General features: G+C 67.7%; 17 protein-coding genes. 8 read left to right on the forward strand and 9 right to left on the reverse strand.

Annotated elements, in window-relative coordinates; all coding sequences use genetic code 11:
• The first annotated feature begins 8 nt into the window (after nucleotides 1-8).
• Nucleotides 9-884 (forward strand): LysR family transcriptional regulator, encoded by an 876-nt coding sequence (locus tag ACX9OW_RS19695; protein ID WP_111187135.1) that lies wholly within the window; start codon nucleotides 9-11, stop codon nucleotides 882-884.
• Nucleotides 885-944: 60 nt separating this feature from the next.
• On the opposite strand, the gene proC is transcribed toward ACX9OW_RS19695, so the two are convergent.
• Both proC and ACX9OW_RS19705 read right to left on the reverse strand, forming a co-directional pair.
• The gene (gene proC, locus ACX9OW_RS19700) at nucleotides 945-1766 is read right to left on the reverse strand and encodes a pyrroline-5-carboxylate reductase (protein WP_340044522.1); all 822 of its coding nucleotides are present in this window, start codon (nucleotides 1764-1766) and stop codon (nucleotides 945-947) included.
• Nucleotides 1767-1784: 18 nt separating this feature from the next.
• Nucleotides 1785-2462 (reverse strand): YggS family pyridoxal phosphate-dependent enzyme, encoded by a 678-nt coding sequence (locus ACX9OW_RS19705; protein ID WP_459062720.1) that lies wholly within the window; start codon nucleotides 2460-2462, stop codon nucleotides 1785-1787.
• 87 nt (nucleotides 2463-2549) lie between these two features.
• Between ACX9OW_RS19705 and ACX9OW_RS19710 the strand changes: the two genes are divergently transcribed.
• The 3 genes from ACX9OW_RS19710 to ACX9OW_RS19720 all read left to right on the forward strand — a co-directional run bounded on the left by ACX9OW_RS19710 (nucleotide 2550) and on the right by ACX9OW_RS19720 (nucleotide 5970).
• On the forward strand, nucleotides 2550-3587 hold the full coding sequence (locus ACX9OW_RS19710) for a type IV pilus twitching motility protein PilT (protein ID WP_053519259.1): 1038 nt from the start codon (nucleotides 2550-2552) through the stop codon (nucleotides 3585-3587).
• Between the two features lie 99 nt (nucleotides 3588-3686).
• Nucleotides 3687-4829 carry a PilT/PilU family type 4a pilus ATPase gene (locus tag ACX9OW_RS19715; RefSeq protein WP_074900446.1) on the forward strand — a complete coding sequence of 381 codons (1143 nt, stop codon included), beginning with the start codon at nucleotides 3687-3689 and terminating at the stop codon, nucleotides 4827-4829.
• A gap of 157 nt (nucleotides 4830-4986) precedes the next feature.
• Complete coding sequence (locus tag ACX9OW_RS19720; RefSeq protein ID WP_253118891.1) at nucleotides 4987-5970, forward strand: aldo/keto reductase; 984 nt, start codon at nucleotides 4987-4989, stop codon at nucleotides 5968-5970.
• A gap of 30 nt (nucleotides 5971-6000) precedes the next feature.
• On the opposite strand, the gene ACX9OW_RS19725 is transcribed toward ACX9OW_RS19720, so the two are convergent.
• Entirely contained in the window at nucleotides 6001-6903 is a 903-nt protein-coding gene (locus ACX9OW_RS19725) for a LysR family transcriptional regulator (RefSeq protein WP_459062721.1), read from the reverse strand.
• A 158-nt stretch (nucleotides 6904-7061) separates the two neighbouring features.
• On the opposite strand from ACX9OW_RS19725, the gene ACX9OW_RS19730 reads away from it, so the two are divergent.
• Nucleotides 7062-7769, forward strand: a complete 708-nt coding sequence (locus ACX9OW_RS19730; RefSeq protein WP_459062722.1) for a YitT family protein — start codon at nucleotides 7062-7064, stop codon at nucleotides 7767-7769.
• An 85-nt stretch (nucleotides 7770-7854) separates the two neighbouring features.
• Here ACX9OW_RS19730 and ACX9OW_RS19735 read toward each other — a convergent pair whose 3' ends face one another.
• Nucleotides 7855-8400, reverse strand: a complete 546-nt coding sequence (locus ACX9OW_RS19735; RefSeq protein WP_197572241.1) for a DNA-3-methyladenine glycosylase I — start codon at nucleotides 8398-8400, stop codon at nucleotides 7855-7857.
• 89 nt (nucleotides 8401-8489) lie between these two features.
• Between ACX9OW_RS19735 and ACX9OW_RS19740 the strand changes: the two genes are divergently transcribed.
• The 3 genes from ACX9OW_RS19740 to ACX9OW_RS19750 are packed head-to-tail and all read left to right on the forward strand — an operon-like array spanning nucleotide 8490 to nucleotide 10483.
• Nucleotides 8490-9056, forward strand: a complete 567-nt coding sequence (locus tag ACX9OW_RS19740) for a YqgE/AlgH family protein (RefSeq protein ID WP_053519399.1) — start codon at nucleotides 8490-8492, stop codon at nucleotides 9054-9056.
• Complete coding sequence (gene ruvX, locus ACX9OW_RS19745) at nucleotides 9049-9516, forward strand: Holliday junction resolvase RuvX (protein ID WP_053519401.1); 468 nt, start codon at nucleotides 9049-9051, stop codon at nucleotides 9514-9516. Before ACX9OW_RS19740 ends, ruvX begins: the two co-directional genes overlap by 8 nt.
• 16 nt (nucleotides 9517-9532) lie before the next feature.
• Nucleotides 9533-10483, forward strand: coding sequence for an aspartate carbamoyltransferase catalytic subunit (locus tag ACX9OW_RS19750; RefSeq protein ID WP_065174526.1), 951 nt, complete (start codon nucleotides 9533-9535; stop codon nucleotides 10481-10483).
• 91 nt (nucleotides 10484-10574) lie between these two features.
• Here the strand turns inward: ACX9OW_RS19750 and ACX9OW_RS19755 are convergent, their stop codons facing one another.
• The 5 genes from ACX9OW_RS19755 to ptsP form a co-directional block, all read right to left on the reverse strand.
• Nucleotides 10575-11066, reverse strand: a complete 492-nt coding sequence (locus ACX9OW_RS19755) for an REP-associated tyrosine transposase (protein WP_065174527.1) — start codon at nucleotides 11064-11066, stop codon at nucleotides 10575-10577.
• Between the two features lie 101 nt (nucleotides 11067-11167).
• Nucleotides 11168-11986 (reverse strand): carboxylesterase family protein, encoded by an 819-nt coding sequence (locus ACX9OW_RS19760; protein WP_459062723.1) that lies wholly within the window; start codon nucleotides 11984-11986, stop codon nucleotides 11168-11170.
• Between the two features lie 70 nt (nucleotides 11987-12056).
• Nucleotides 12057-12323 carry a hypothetical protein gene (locus ACX9OW_RS19765; RefSeq protein WP_053519409.1) on the reverse strand — a complete coding sequence of 89 codons (267 nt, stop codon included), beginning with the start codon at nucleotides 12321-12323 and terminating at the stop codon, nucleotides 12057-12059.
• A gap of 57 nt (nucleotides 12324-12380) precedes the next feature.
• On the reverse strand, nucleotides 12381-13742 hold the full coding sequence (gene mgtE / locus ACX9OW_RS19770) for a magnesium transporter (protein ID WP_053519410.1): 1362 nt from the start codon (nucleotides 13740-13742) through the stop codon (nucleotides 12381-12383).
• A gap of 295 nt (nucleotides 13743-14037) precedes the next feature.
• A complete protein-coding gene (gene ptsP / locus ACX9OW_RS19775; protein ID WP_065174530.1) occupies nucleotides 14038-15807 on the reverse strand; it encodes a phosphoenolpyruvate--protein phosphotransferase in 1770 nt (589 codons plus the stop codon).
• Nucleotides 15808-15809: the final 2 nt, after the last annotated feature.

Genomic DNA, 15809 nt, shown 5'->3' on the forward strand with positions numbered 1-15809 from the left:
ACTTAGCAATGGACATGCTGCGCTGCATGCAGGCCTTCGTCGCCGTGGCCGAGCGCGGGAGTTTCGCCGCTGCCGCCGAGCACCTGCAGGTGTCTGCGGTGATGGTGGGCAAGTACATCCAGCAGCTGGAAAGCCACCTCGGCACCGCGCTGTTGCAGCGGAACACGCGGCGGCAGCGCCTGACCGAAGCGGGTAGCGCCTATCTGGCCGGTTGCCGGCAGGTGCTGGAACAGGTGCAGCAGGCCGAGGCGGACGTGGCCGGCCTGCAGCTGCAGCCGCGCGGTGTGTTGCGGGTCAGTGCTCCCACCACCTGGGGCAGCTGCGTGCTGGCGCCCCGGTTGGCCGAACTGCTGCGTGCACAGCCGCTGCTGAACATCGAACTGGATCTGAGCAATCGGCGGGTGGACCTGATCGAAGACGGCTTCGACGCGGCGATCCGGGTCGGTCCGCTGCCCTCGGCGGACATCGTGGCGCGTCCGCTGCCTCCCTATGCGATGAGCCTGTGCGCAGCGCCGTCGTACCTTCGCCGTCGAGGCACGCCGCGGACGCCCGCGGATCTGCAGGGGCACGATTGCCTGAGCCACCTGGCGTGGCGTGGCGGGCACGGTTGGCAGCTGGCCAGTGGCGAGCATGTGGACTGGGAGGCACGGCTCACCAGCAATGACGGCTTCGCGCTGCGCGAGGCCGCCGTAGCGGGTGCCGGATTGATTCTGCAACCGACGGCGCTGCTGGCCACGGAGATCGCTGCGGGCCGGCTGAAACCGCTGCTGCGCGACCATCTGCCGGCGCCGCGGCCGATGCACCTGATCTATCTGCCGGACCGTCGCCCGCGCCCGCGCCTGCAGTGCTTCGTCGACTTCGTCATGACCACGTTGGGGCAATGAGCATCGGGGGAGATGGGGTCAGATCCCTTTGCCCCGGCAGAGGGATCTGACCCCAAGGAATCAGTCGTTTGCCGCTGACAGTGCCTGGCCGCGCACCTGTGCGGCGCGCAGCGCGGCATCCACCAGTGCCTCGAAGCCGCCGGCCTGGAAGCTTTCGATCGCAGCCTGGGTGGTGCCGTTGGGCGAGGTCACGCGGCGGCGCAGCTCGGCGGGACTTTCGCCCGCTTCATCGAGCATGCGCGAGGCGCCCAGCAGCGTCTGCACCACCAGCGTGCGTGCGGCGTCGGCGGGCAGACCCTGGGCGATGCCTGCCGCTTCCATCGCTTCGGCGAGCAGGAACACATAGGCCGGACCGCTGCCGGAGACAGCGGTGACCGAATCCATCAACGGCTCGCTGTCGATCCATACCGTGCGTCCGGCACTGGCCAGCAGGTGCTCGGCCTGGGCCCGCTGCGGTGCATCCACTGCCGGTGTTGCGTACAGGCCGGTGACGCCGGCACCGAGCAGCGCGGGCGTGTTGGGCATCGCGCGCACCACCGGCAACGTGCCGCCCAGCCAGCGCTGCAGCTGCGTGCTGGTGATGCCGGCGGCGATCGAGACCACCAGCGGTCGGTTGTCCTGCGCCAGCGGCTGCAGCGACTGGCAGACGTCGCGCAGTACCTGTGGCTTGACCGCCAGCAGCCAGGTCTGGCCCTGCGCGGCGGCCGCGCTGGCGCTGTCGTGGGTATGCACGCCGAAGTCGCTGGCAAGCGCATCGCGCACGGCGGCGACCGGCTCGGCCACGTGGATGCGCGTGGCAGGCACGCCCTGGCGGATCAGGCCGGCGATCAGGCTGCGCGCCATGTTGCCGCCGCCGATGAAGGTGATGGAATCTGCTGCCATGGAAGTCTCCTCGGAATGTCAGGCCGGCCGCGGACGGGCGCCGAACAGGGCGGTGCCGATGCGCACCAGGGTGGCGCCTTCGGCGATGGCCTCGGTGTAGTCGCTGCTCATGCCCATCGAAAGGGTATCGACCTGCGGGAAGCGGTCGGCCAGTGTCTGGAAAAGTGTGCGCATGCGCACGAATGCGTCGCGGCGGCGTTCCGCCTCCGGCCACGGCGCCGGGATCGCCATCAGACCCCGCAACCGCAGGCCAGGCTCGGCGGCGATGGCCTCGGCCAGGGCCTGGACGTCCTCTGGCGAGCAGCCGTGCTTGCTCGATTCATCATCGATGTTGACCTGGATCAGCACGTTCAGCGCTCCGCGCGCCGCCGGTCGATGGCGGGCCAGCGCAGTCACCAGCTTGGGACGGTCCACGCTCTGCACCCAGTCGAAATGCGTGGCCACCGCTTCGGCCTTGTTGGACTGAAGATGGCCGATCAGGTGCCATTCCAGGTCCAGGTGCTGCAGCGCCTGCATCTTGGCCAGCGCCTCCTGCACGTAGTTTTCGCCGAAGGCGCGCTGGCCCTGTGCAGCAAGGGCGGCCACGGCCTCGGCCGGTTGGGTCTTGGAGACCGCCAGCAGGCGCGGCGGCGCACGTCCGGCGGCCTCCGCCGCAGCGTGCAGGGTGCTCAGGATCTGGGGCAGGGCAGTGGCCACGTAACGCGTTCCAATCGATCAGGAGGCTATACTGCCGCCCGGGGAAAGATCCTTCCAGTCGAAGCCGTTATTGGGGAGTAGCCGCTCATGGATATCGCCGAGCTGTTGGCGTTTTCCGTAAAGAACAAAGCGTCCGACCTGCACCTGTCCGCAGGCCTGCCGCCGATGATCCGCGTGGACGGCGACGTTCGCCGCATCAACATCCCGGCACTGGACCACAAGCAGGTCCATGCGCTGGTGTACGACATCATGTCCGACAAGCAGCGCCGCGACTACGAGGAATTCCTCGAAGTGGACTTCTCGTTCGAGATCCCGTCGCTGGCACGTTTCCGCGTGAATGCGTTCAACCAGAACCGGGGTGCGGGCGCGGTGTTCCGTACCATTCCGTCGGAGGTTCTGACGCTGGAGGATCTGGCCTGCCCGCCGATCTTCCGCGAACTGATCCAGCAGCCGCAGGGCCTGATCCTGGTGACCGGCCCGACCGGTTCGGGCAAGTCGACCACGCTGGCCGCGATGATCGACTACATCAACAAGAGCGAATACGGCCACATCCTCACTGTCGAGGATCCGATCGAGTTCGTGCACACCTCGCAGAAGTGCCTGATCAACCAGCGCGAAGTACACCGTGATACGCATGGCTTCAACGAGGCACTGCGCTCGGCACTGCGAGAAGACCCGGACATCATCCTGGTCGGCGAACTGCGCGACCTGGAAACCATCCGCCTGGCACTGACCGCCGCGGAGACCGGCCACCTGGTGTTCGGCACCCTGCACACCAGTTCGGCGGCCAAGACCATCGACCGCATCATCGACGTGTTCCCGGCCGGCGAGAAGCCGATGGTGCGCTCGATGCTGTCCGAGTCGCTGCGCGCGGTGATCTCGCAGGCACTGTTGAAGAAGGTGGGCGGCGGCCGTACCGCAGCGTGGGAGATCATGGTGGGCACGCCGGCCATCCGCAATCTGATCCGCGAAGACAAGGTGGCGCAGATGTACTCGGCGATCCAGACCGGTCAGCAGCAGGGCATGATGACGCTCGACCAGCACCTGCAGGACCTGGTCAAGCGCAGCCTGATCACCCGCAACCAGGCGCGCGAGTACGCCAAGGACAAGCGACTGTTCGAGTAAGGCAAGGCAGAAGCGGGCCCCGGCGCGCGACCGCGCCGGCGACTCCGCGATGTTCCGACCATCGACTGAAGCCTGGCACATGCCTCCTGGGAGCCTGCCGTGAACACCACCGCCACCACCATCGATTTCACCTCCTTCCTCAAGCTGATGGCGCACCAGCGCGCCTCGGACCTGTTCATCACCGCGGGCATGCCGCCGGCGATGAAGGTCAATGGCAAGATCGCGCCGATCACGCAGACACCCCTGACGCCGCAGCAGAGCCGCGACCTGGTGCTGAACGTGATGACGCCGGCACAGCGCGAAGAGTTCGAGAAGACCCACGAATGCAACTTCGCCATCGGCCTGTCCGGTGTCGGCCGTTTCCGCGTGAGCTGCTTCTATCAGCGCAACCAGGTGGGCATGGTGCTGCGTCGCATCGAGACGCGCATCCCGACCGTGGAAGAACTGAGCCTGCCGCCGATCATCAAGACGCTGGCGATGACCAAGCGCGGCATCATCCTGTTCGTCGGTGCGACCGGCACCGGCAAGTCGACGTCGCTGGCAGCGATGATCGGTTATCGCAACCAGAATTCCACCGGCCACATCATCACCATCGAGGATCCGATCGAGTTCGTGCACAAGCACGAGGGCTGCATCATCACCCAGCGCGAAGTGGGCATCGATACCGACAGCTGGGAGGCCGCGCTGAAGAACACGCTGCGCCAGGCGCCGGACGTGATCATGATTGGTGAGGTGCGTACCCGCGAAGGCATGGACCACGCCATCGCCTTCGCCGAGACCGGCCACCTGGTGCTGGCGACTCTGCATGCCAACAACGCCAACCAGGCGATGGACCGCATCATCAACTTCTTCCCGGAAGACCGTCGCAACCAGCTGCTGATGGACCTGTCGCTGAACCTCAAGGGCGTGGTCGCCCAGCAGCTGGTGCCGTCCCCGGATGGCCGCTCGCGCAAGGTTGCGATGGAGATCCTGCTGGGCACGCCGCTGGTGCAGGACTACATCCGCGACGGCGAGATCCACAAGCTGAAGGAAGTGATGAAGGAATCGGTCCAGTTGGGCATGAAGACCTTCGACCAGAGCCTGTTCGAGTTGTACCAGGCCGGTGAGATCAGCTACGAGGATGCGCTGCGGTATGCCGATTCGCAGAACGAAGTGCGGCTGCGCATCAAGCTGAGCCAGGGCGGTGACGCGCGCACCCTGTCGCAGGGCCTGGACGGCGTGGAAATCTCCGAGATCCGCTGAAGCAGCAGAGGACGGCAGCCGGGCGTCGCCCGGCGCCGCGGAAGATCACCGGGACGGCCGGATTCATGAAATCCAGTCATGACCGACTGCGGCGCAGCCGGTTCAATCCGATGAGGCCGCAGGCGTATCGTCAGCGCTCCCCCTCTGGAGCATGACAATGCAGACACGTGAACTCGGCCGCAGCGGCCTGAAGGTTTCCGCCCTCGGCCTGGGCTGCATGGGCCTGAGCCACAGCTACGGCAAGCCCGTGGAACTGGAGCAGGGCGTCGCGCTGCTGCACGCAGCCGTGGAGCGCGGGGTCACCTTCTTCGACACGGCCGAGGTGTATGGCCCGTACACCAACGAGGCACTGCTGGGCAGGGCGCTGGCGCCGCATCGGGACCGGCTGGTGATCGCCACCAAGTTCGGTTTCCGCAATGCCCAGGCCGATACCGGGCTGGACAGCCGCCCGGAGAACATCCGTGCCGTGGCCGAAGCCAGCCTCAAGCGCCTGCGTACCGACCACATCGATCTGTTCTACCAGCACCGTGTCGATCCCAACGTGCCGATCGAGGACGTCGCCGGTACCGTGCGCGACCTGATTGCCGAAGGCAAGGTCGGCCACTTCGGGCTCTCCGAAGCGAGTGCCGCCACCGTGCGCCGCGCACATGCCGTGCAGCCGGTGGCTGCGGTGCAGAGCGAGTACTCGCTGTGGTGGCGCGAGCCGGAGCGCGAACTGCTGCCGACCCTGCAGGAGCTGGGCATCGGCTTCGTACCGTTCAGTCCGCTGGGCCGGGGCTTCCTGACCGGTACGATCAATGCAGATACCACGTTCGAGGCCGACGACTTCCGCAACACCGTGCCGCGGTTTGAAGTCGAAGCGCGCCGGGCGAACCAGGCGCTGGTGGACCGGATCGGCGCCATTGCCGCCGCCCGCGGTGCCACCCCGGCACAGGTGGCATTGGCCTGGCTGCTGGCGCAGGCAGACTGGATCGTGCCGATTCCGGGTACCACCAAGGTGCATCGCCTGGAAGAGAACCTGGGAGCGGTGGACCTGCAGCTGTCGAGCGAAGAACGGCAGCGCATCGCGCAGGCGCTGGATGAAGTGTCGATCGTCGGCGAGCGCTACAACGCCCAGCGTGCGGCGCAGGTCAAGGGCTGATCGTGGTGGGTGCGGGCCTTGGGCCCGCACTCATCGGTCCATCATCGGCCCGCGCAGGGCATCGAGCACCGTGCGCATCGCCAGGGTCACGTGGTGGCGCGAGGGGTAGTACGCGTAGTAGCCATCGAACGGCGGGCACCAGTCGTCCAGCACCGATTGCAGGCGGCCATCGTCCAGCATCGGCAGGACCTGGTCTTCCGGCAGCCAGGCCAGCCCGCTGCCGGCCAGTGCTGCGCTGCGGGTCATGCCCATCGTGTTGAAGGTCCACTGCCCGCTCACGCGCACGCTCAGTTCGTGGCCATCCTGGCCGAAGTCCCATGGCATCAGTCCGCCATGGGTGGGCAGGCGCAGGGTGATGCAGTTGTGGCTGGCCAGGTCGTGCGGATGCGCGGGGGCGGCGTGCTGACGGAAGTAACCCGGGGCACCGACCACGCGCATCCGCAGCGGCGGGCTGATGGGCACGGCGATCATGTCGCGTGCCAGGCGCTCGCCGAGGCGGATGCCGATGTCATAGCGCTCGGCGACGATGTCGGCCAGGCCATAGTCGGTGGTCAATTCGATCTTCAGGTCGGGGAAGCGCTGCAGCAGGGGGCCCAGCCGCGGCCACGCCAGATACTCAGCGGCGTGGCCGGTGGCGTTGATGCGGATGGTCCCGGCGGGGCGGTCGCGGTACTCGGCCAACGCGGCCAGTTCGTGCTCGATCTCGGCCAGGCGTGGTGCCAGCGTGGCGAGCAGGCGGGCGCCAGCCTCCGTGGTGGAGACGCTGCGGGTGGTCCGGGTCAGCAGACGCACCCCGAGCCGCTCTTCGAGGCCCCGCATGGCGTGGCTGAGCGCGGACTGGGAGACACCCAGCTGGGCGGCCGCGCGGGTGAAGCTGCCCTCGCGGGCGACGTGGACAAAGGCCTGCAGGTCGTTGAGGTTTTCGCGCGGCATGCGGGAATGATACGGCGCCGCCGCTGCCCGCTGCCGCGCAGGCTGATGCTTTCCGGGGAGCCCTCAGGCAGGGCGGCGGATCCAGCTGAACGATTTCATCTGCAACTGTCATGCGGATCGTGTCTAATACCGCCTCCCCCCGCTGTCCCCCCACCCGCATGTCCCATCCTTCCCATGGCCCCGCGCCGTGCGACGACGCTGACGGCCACCTGGTCACCGCCGGTCCGTTGACTCCGCCGCCGGACAGCGCCGGTACCACCGCCGACGAGAAAGCGCTGCGCCACTCGGTGGCCGAGGACGTGCAGGGCATGGTGCTGGCGACGATGGTGGCCTCGCTGGGCCTGGCCATCTTTGCCAAGGGCGGGCTGATGATCGGCGGCATGGCCGGCATGGCCTTCCTGCTGCACTACTCCATGGGCTGGAACTTCGGGCTGGTGTTCGTGGTGGTCAATCTGCCCTTCTACTGGGTGGCGCTGCGGCGCATGGGCTGGGAGTTCACCCTGAAGACCTTTGCCGCGGTTACCGCCTGCGGCGTACTGACCGATCTGCTGCCGCGCTGGATCGATTTCTCGCACATCCATCCGCTGTACTCGGCGATCGTCGGCGGCGCGCTGTCGGGGCTGGGCATCCTGTTCTTCATCCGCCACCGTGCCAGCCTGGGCGGCATCGGCATCCTGGCGGTCTACCTGCAGCGCACCCGTGGCTGGAGCGCCGGCAAGGTGCAGATGTCCTACGATGCCTGTCTGATGATCGCCGCGTTCTTCGTGCTTTCGCCGTCCAAGGTGATGTATTCGGCGATCGGCGCGGTGGTGCTCAGCCTGGTGCTGATGTTCAACCACCGGCCCGGCCGTTACATGGGCGTGTAAGCGCGCCTTCCGCGTTCGCCGGGCATGGCCCGGCGCTACCGGAACCGGTACGTGGTAGCCCCGGGCCATGCCCGGCGGGTCCGGTTCAGCGGGCGACGGTCTGCAGCCAGGGCGGTGACAGCTTCAGCAGCCGCGCATGCACCGGGCAGTCTGCGGCGTGCGCACCCGGCAGGTAGCCCAGGCTCATCAGGAATTCGCCGGTGATCTCGCCGCCGGTGAAGCGGAAGGTCTTCTTGAACAGCTTCACCCAGTCAGCCTTGCTGCGTGGGTGATGCGCGTCCAGCCAGGCGGCGAAGCTGCCGTGGTCCGCACGCAGCTGCTGGATCACCTGTGCGTTGTGGATCGCGGCAAGCACCTTCAGGCGATTGCGGATGATGCCCGGGTCCGAGAGCAGGCGCTCGATGTCCTGCTCGGCATAGGCCGCGACCCGGTCCACGTCGAAGGCATCGTAGGCCGCGCGGAATCCTTCCCGCTTCTTCAGGATGGTCTCCCAGCTCAGGCCGGCCTGGTTGATCTCCAGCACCAGCCGCTCGAACAGCTCGCGTTCGTCGCGCTGCGGGAAGCCGTACTCGTGCGCGTGGTAGTAGTCGTGCACCGGGTGGCCGGGGGCGATCAGGCAATATCCGGACAAGGCGAACTCCTGCGGTACGGGGTGGTCATTATGCGCGCCGTGACCGGCAGGTGCAGGCATCGGGGGCGGCCAGCGGCTAGAATGGCGGCATGCCCGCAACTCCCACTTCCCTTGCCGATCACCTGCTCGTCGCGCTGCCGTCGCTGCTCGACGCGACCTTTGCCCGCAGCGTCGCGCTGATCTGCCAGCACGACGAGAACGGGGCGATGGGCGTGCTGGTCAACCAGCCGTCCGAGTACACGCTGGGCGAGGTGCTGTCGCAGATGGACATCGCCACCAGCGATGGCGACCTGCAGGCGCGCATGGTGCTCAACGGCGGGCCGGTACATCCCGAGCGCGGGTTCGTCATCCACGACGATGCGCGGCCCTGGGATTCCAGCCTGACGGTGGGCGAAGGCCTGTACCTGACCACGTCGCGCGACATCCTCGAAGCAATGGCCCGCGGCGAAGGCCCGGCCAATGCCGTGGTGACCCTTGGCTGCGCCGGATGGGGCGCCGGGCAGCTGGAAAGCGAGCTTTCCGAGAACAGCTGGCTGACCGTGCCGGCCGACGCCGAACTGGTGTTCCAGCTGCCGCTGGAGCAGCGCTGGCAGGGCGCGGCCTCGCGCATCGGCGTGGATCTGTTCCGGCTCACCGATTACAGCGGCCATGTCTGAGCCGGCCGCCCTCCGTCGCGATGGCACCGTGCTCGGCTTCGATGTCGGCGCGCGACGGATCGGTGTGGCCATCGGCAGTGCCTTCGCCGCGCACGCGCGTGCCGTGGCCGTGGTCGACGTGCACGGCAACGGCCCGGACTGGGCGGCGATCGAACGCCTCATCAAGGAATGGAAGCCCGATGGCCTGGTGGTCGGCGATCCGCTGACGCTCGACGGCCAGGACCAACCCAACCGCAAGCGCGCGCAGGGCTTCGCCCGCCAGCTGCGGGAACGATTCAAGCTGCCGGTGGTGATGATCGACGAGCGCTCAAGCTCGGTGGAAGCCGCCCGCCGCTTCGCCGTCGAGCGCGCCGAAGGGCGCAAGCGCCGCCGTGATGCGGCCGCGCTCGATGCGGTGGCTGCGGCGGTGATCATCGACCGCTGGCTGTCCTCGCCGGACGACGCCACTCCCATTCCCTGACTGCACGATTCCCGCCATGACCGCCCAGCAACTCGATGCCTCCGGCCGCCTGCGCCACCTGCTGACTCTTGAGGGCCTGCCCCGCGACACCCTGCTGCAGCTGCTCGACCGCGCGGGGCAGATCCGCGACGCGGCGGTCGGCCGCGTCGGCAACAAGCGGCACGTGCTGGCCGGTTCCGCGGTGTGCACGCTGTTCTTCGAACCGTCCACCCGCACGCGCAGCTCGTTCCAGCTGGCCGCGCAGCGCCTGGGCGCCGACGTGCTGAACTTCGATGCGTCGACCTCGTCCACGCGCAAGGGCGAAACCGCCTGCGACACGCTGCGCAACCTGGAAGCGATGGGCGTGCGCGGTTTCGTGGTGCGCCATCCCGATGATGGTGCCGTGGCGGCACTGGCCGAAGCGGCGGGCGAGGGCACCGCCCTCGTCAACGCCGGCGATGGACGCAGTTCGCACCCCACCCAGGGCCTGCTGGACATGCTGACCCTGCGCCAGGCCAAGGGCCCGGATTTCTCGAAGCTGAAGGTGTTGATCGTCGGCGACGTGAAGCACTCGCGCGTCGCCCGCACCGACCTGCACGCACTGCGCACGCTGGGCGTGGGCGAGATCCGCGTGTGTGGCCCGCAGTCGCTGCTGCCGGACGACGAAACCCTGAAGGGCTGCGTGGTGGGCGAGGATTTCGACGCGATGCTGGAAGGGGTCGACGCACTGATGATGCTGCGCCTGCAGCGCGAGCGCATGGAAGAAGGGCTGGTGCCGTCGCTGGAGCAGTATCACGACCAGTACGGCCTGACCCGCGAACGCCTGGCCCGCGCCGGCAAGGACGCCGCGGTGCTGCACCCCGGCCCGATCAACCGCGGCGTGGAAGTGACCGACGATGTGGCCGATGGCCCACAGTCGTGGGTGCTGCGCCAGGTCGCCAACGGCGTCGCCGTGCGCATGGCCGTGTTGGAAACCCTGCTGGGCTGAACCCCGCTTTGGCAGGTGTCAGCCTTGGTTGACACACTTACCGCGCGGCTTGTCCGCGCACCGCTCTGGTAGATGCCAACCTTGGTTGGCACTATCCATCCGCGCCCAAGTTGTCGAGCGGATCACACGAAGCGCCAAGCTCCCATTCGCACCATGCATGGGGATATTGCCCAAGCCGCGTCGTCAGCCCGGCCCTGATCGGATTTCCCATCAGATACATCGCATGCCGGTGCAACGATTCGTCAGAGCGGATCGCATGATCGTGATAGCAGGCCTGCCAGAAGCGCCCGACTCGCCCCAGCAACCGGTTTACCTGCTGGGCGGTGCGCGACTTGAAACGCTTCATGACGGTTTCCAGCGTTCCCGCACGTAGTTCGACCAGCCAGTGGATGTGGTCGGGCATGACCACGTACGCAATCGAGCGGGTGAAGCCTTCCTGATCCAGTCGCTGGAATTCGCGGACTGCCAAGGCGGCCGCTGCGGCGTTGGTGAAGAGCGGCGCGCGGTCATGGACGACGGTGGTGAGGATATAGCTGAGGCCGATGCTGGAGCGACGACCGAGCAGGAGACGTGTGTTCTGCATGGAGCAAGCATGGACGGGCCTGCTTCCAGTGAACATCGGGGAATGGGTTGGTTTCAGGTAGGCCAGTGCCAACCAAGGTTGGCAACTACCGAAGCTATGGCTCATCGCTTCTGCGCGAACAACCACGCCCACATTGCCGGGTCGGCGTAGGTGGCATCCCAGGCGTTGTGGTTACCTTGCGGATACTCGGTGTAGCGTACGTCGGCGGCGCCGGTGGCCTGGAACGCGGCGTGCAGGCGGCGGTCGTCGTCTGGTGGCACCACATCGTCAAGCGCACCATGGAAGATCCAGATCGGCGTGTGCCGCAGGCGCTGTGCAATCGCGGCATACGGATCGGCTTCGTTGGCGACCTGCTCCACGAACAGGGTCGGCCGCACCGCGCGGGGGGCCAGCACCGCGCCGCAGACCGGCACGATCGCCGCGAAACGGCGCGGGTCATCCAGTGCGATGTTCCAGCTGCCGTAGCCGCCCATCGACATGCCGGTCAGGTACTGCCGGGCCGGGTCGGCACCGAACTCGGCGAGGGTGGCGTCGAGTGCGGCCAGGGCCACCCGGTTGTTGCGGCCGCTCCATTCCTCGTGCCCGGGAACCTGTGGGAACACCACCAGCGCCGGGAAGTCGCGGTGGTCGCGCAGGTACGGGCCGAGCCCGGCGTGGGTCTGCTTCACGCCATCGCCGCCGCGCTCGCCAGAGCCGTGCAGGAACAGGATGACGGGCACATCGACCGGCGCGGCACCCTGCTGCGCCGAACCACGCGGCTGCAGGCCCGCCGGAATGAACACCTGGTAATAGGCCGTCCGGCCATCCACCTTCACCGCACGCGCCTCGAAGCGTCCGTGCGTCCGTTCGGCGGTGCTGGCGCAGCCTCCTACCATCAGGACCAGCAGCAGCGGCAACCAGCGTGCAAGCAGACGAACCATGAGCGCGTTTCCTGATCTGGAATCGTTTTCATGGTAGTCCAGTCGCGCCTGGCCAGCATCGTGCAGCGCGTCACTCGGGCCGGGGGGCGCTGGCGACGATGTCCAGCTGCTCCTGCGCTTCAGCGTTGCCTTCGGCGGCGGCGGCCCGTACCTGTGCCAGATCCGGGTGCAGCACCACCAGCAGCGGGTTCTCGCACACCGGGCAGTCGTACTCGGTGGCGTCCTCGTCCAGCTCCATCACCATTGCCCGCGAACTGCCCTTCCATTCGCACGCGGCACAGGTATGCAGCTGGTCGCGCCAACCCGGCTGGAAGTAGTTTTCGATCGTGGTTGCCATGGGGTGTTCCAGTGGGAATGGGCCCCGCGCCCCGACCGGGGGCAGGGCGCAGGTCGGTCAGTGCAGCAGCACCAGGGTGGCCAGGCCGAGGAAGGTGAAGAAGCCCATCGAATCGGTCACGGCGGTCAGGAAAATACCGCTGGCCAAGGCCGGATCGAAGCCGAAACGTTTCAGGGTCAGCGGCACCAGCACACCGGCCAGCGCGGCGAACAGCAGGTTGAAGGTCAGCGCGATGGCGATCACCGCCGACAACCCCGGCGAATGGAACCAGGCCAGCACGATCAGGCCCAGCACGGAACCCAGCAACAGGCCGTTGAGCAGTGCCACCCGCACTTCCTTCCACAGCAGGGTGCGTGCATTGGATGCGCCCACCTGGCCCAGCGCCAGGCCGCGCACCATCAACGCCAGCACCTGCGTGCCTGCGTTGCCGCCGAGGCCGGCGACGATGGGCATGAGCACCGCCAGCGCCACCAGCTTGTCGATCGTGCCTTCGAAGTGACCGACCACGCTGGAGGCGAGGAAGGCGGTACACAGGTTCACCGACAGCCACATCAGGCGACGGCGCATCGCGCGCCACACCGGGCTGAACAGATCCTCGTCCTCGTCCAGGCCGGCGGCGCCCAGCGCCTGGTGCTCGGCCTGGCCACGGATGATGTCGACCACGTCATCGATGGTGATGCGGCCGACCAGAATGTTGTTGTCGTCCACCACCGGCGCGGAAATCCAGTCATGGTCGGAGAACTGGCGGGCGACCTCCTGGTCGCTCTCGCCGACATCGATCGCCGGCTGTTCGTCGTCGATCAACCGGTTGATCGGCGTGGTGTCTTCATGGGTGACCAGCGCTGCAAGCGAGACACGGCCAAGATACTGATGGCGGCGGCTGACCACGAACAGGTGGTCGGTATGGTCCGGCAGTTCGCCGCGCAGGCGCAGGTAGCGCAGCACCACGTCGACGTTGACGTCGGCGCGCACGGTCACCACGTCCGGGTTCATCAGGCGGCCAGCGCTGTCCTCGGGGTAGGACAGGACCTGCTCGAGGCGCTCGCGGTTCTCGCGGTCCATCGACTTGAGGACTTCGTCGATGACCGTGTCCGGCAGGTCCTCGACCAGATCGGCCAGGTCGTCGATGTCCAGGTCTTCGACCGCGGCGATGATCTCGTCCGGGTCCATGTCCGCGAGCAGGCTCTCGCGCACGTCGTCGCCGACGTGGACCAGCACCTCGCCGTCATCTTCCGGATCGACCAGGCCCCACACGACTTCGCGCTTTCCCGGCGGCAGCGATTCGAGCAGGTTGCCGATCTCGGCGGGGGCCAGAGTATTGACCAGGCGACGCACCGGTCCCAGCCGGCCACTGTCCAGTGCATCGGACAGCATCCGCAGTTGGCGCGCAGTCTTGTCGTGGCGTACAGCTTCAGCCATCGCAGCTCCCGCGGGATAAGAAAAGCCGCGATCCTGGCAAGGATGCGGCAACAAGGGTGTTCAGCGCGTCATTATCGCAAGGGGATGTTTCAACGCATACCCCGGTGTCTGCGGCCAGCGGGGTCCATGCATTCCGCCGGGCATGGCCCGGCGCTACCGGGAGGCACACGCGGTGGTGCGCCGGGCCATGCCCGGCGAGCGGGATGCATGCGGTGGTGCGCCGGGCGATGCCCGGCGAGCGGGATGCGTGGGGTGGTAGCGCCGGGGCATGCCCGGCGAGCGCGCAGCGCGGCCGTCAGGGCGTATCGGCCACCAGTGCCAGCCAGCGCTCGATGCCGCGACGGTCCCGCGCGGCCAGCAGCTTCGGAGCGCGGGCGCGCAGGGATGCCAGGTCGGCCTCGCGGATCGCGCGGCGGACTTCCAGCAGCGTGCCCGGATGCAGGCTGAACTCGGTCAGGCCCAGTGCCAGCAGCAGCGGCGCCATGCGTGCGTCCCCCGCGATCTCGCCGCACACCGCCACCGGCACACGATGGCGTGCGCCGGTCTCGATCACCATCTGCAGCAGGCGCAGCACCGCCGGGTGCAGCGGCGAGTAGAGTTCGCCCAGCGCCTCGTTGTTGCGGTCGGCCGCGAGCAGGTACTGCACCAGGTCATTGGTGCCGATCGACAGGAAGTCGACCAGGTCGATGAAGCTCTCCAGCGCCAGAGCAGCGGCGGGTACTTCGATCATCGCCCCCAGCGGCACGTGGTCGGCCACCATGTGCCCTTCCGCGCGCAGTTGTTCGGACAGCTTGAGCATGCGCCGGCGCACGGCCAGCAGCTCTTCTCGCGTGCTGATCATCGGCACCAGCACCCGCAGCTTGCCATAGGCCGAGGCACGCAGAATCGCCCGCAGCTGGGTGTCGGCCACTTTCGGCCGTGCCAGCGACAGGCGCACGCCCCGCAGGCCAAGCGCCGGGTTCTCTTCGTTGCTCAGGGTCAGGCCGGTACGATCCGCTTTGTCCGCACCCAGATCGAGGGTGCGGATGGTCACCGGCCGCCCGCTCATGCCCAGCGCGGCGTCGCGGTAGGTCCGGAACTGTTCTTCCTCGTCCGGCAGCTCGTTGCGCTGCAGGAACAGGAATTCCGTGCGGTACAGACCCAGTCCCTGCGCGCCGAGGGCGTGGGCCTGGGTTACGTCCTCCAGCGATTCGGCGTTGGCCAGCAGGGCGATGTCGACCTGGTCGCGGGTACGGCTGGGTTTGCTGCGCAGGCGTCCGAGCTCCCGCTGCTCGCGGGCGTGTTCCTTCAGTCGTGCGCGATAGTCACGCAGGTTGTCGGCCTGCGGGTTGACGGTGATGCTGCCGTCGGCGCCATCGACGATCAGCACGTCGCCATCGGCAACGCGGCTGAGCAGCTGCGGAACGTTGACGATCAGTGGCAGGTGCAGACTGCGGGCGAGGATGGCGCTGTGCGACAGCGCGCTGCCGGCGGCGGTGACGATGCCCACGACGCCCTGTGCCTGCAGCTGTGCCAGCTCGGACGGCGCGATGTTGTCGCAGACCAGGATCTCGCCGGCCAGCCCCTTCATCACCGGCGCACGCTCCGGCTGCAGGAAGGCGTGAATGCGGCCGATCACATGATCCAGATCGTCCATGCGGCTCTTCAGGTAGGCATCGTCCATGCCATCGAAGACCTTGGCCAGGCGGTCGCGCTGCAGGCGCAGGGCGTATCCGGCGCTGTACGGGCCGCTGCGGATCAGCTCATCCAGGCCGAACAGCAGCTCCGGGTCGTCCAGCAGCAGCGCGTGCAGATCGAGGAACTCGCCTACTTCCTGGTTCAGTGCGCCGTGCAGGCGCTGCCGAAGCTCATGCATCTCCGCGCGCGCGGCATCCACGGCGTGATGCAGGCGCGTCAGCTCGGTTTCGATCTGCTGCGGTGCCACGCGCTGTTCGGCAACGTCCAGCGCATGCGGCAGGCGCACGCGTGCACGCCCCATCGCCGAACCCCGCGCAGCGCCATGACCAGCCAGCAGCTGGACCGGCCGTTGGCCGGAAGGGAGCTGGCCGGCGCGGGCGCGCGGCACGA

This window comes from Stenotrophomonas genospecies 5, from assembly GCF_054473825.1.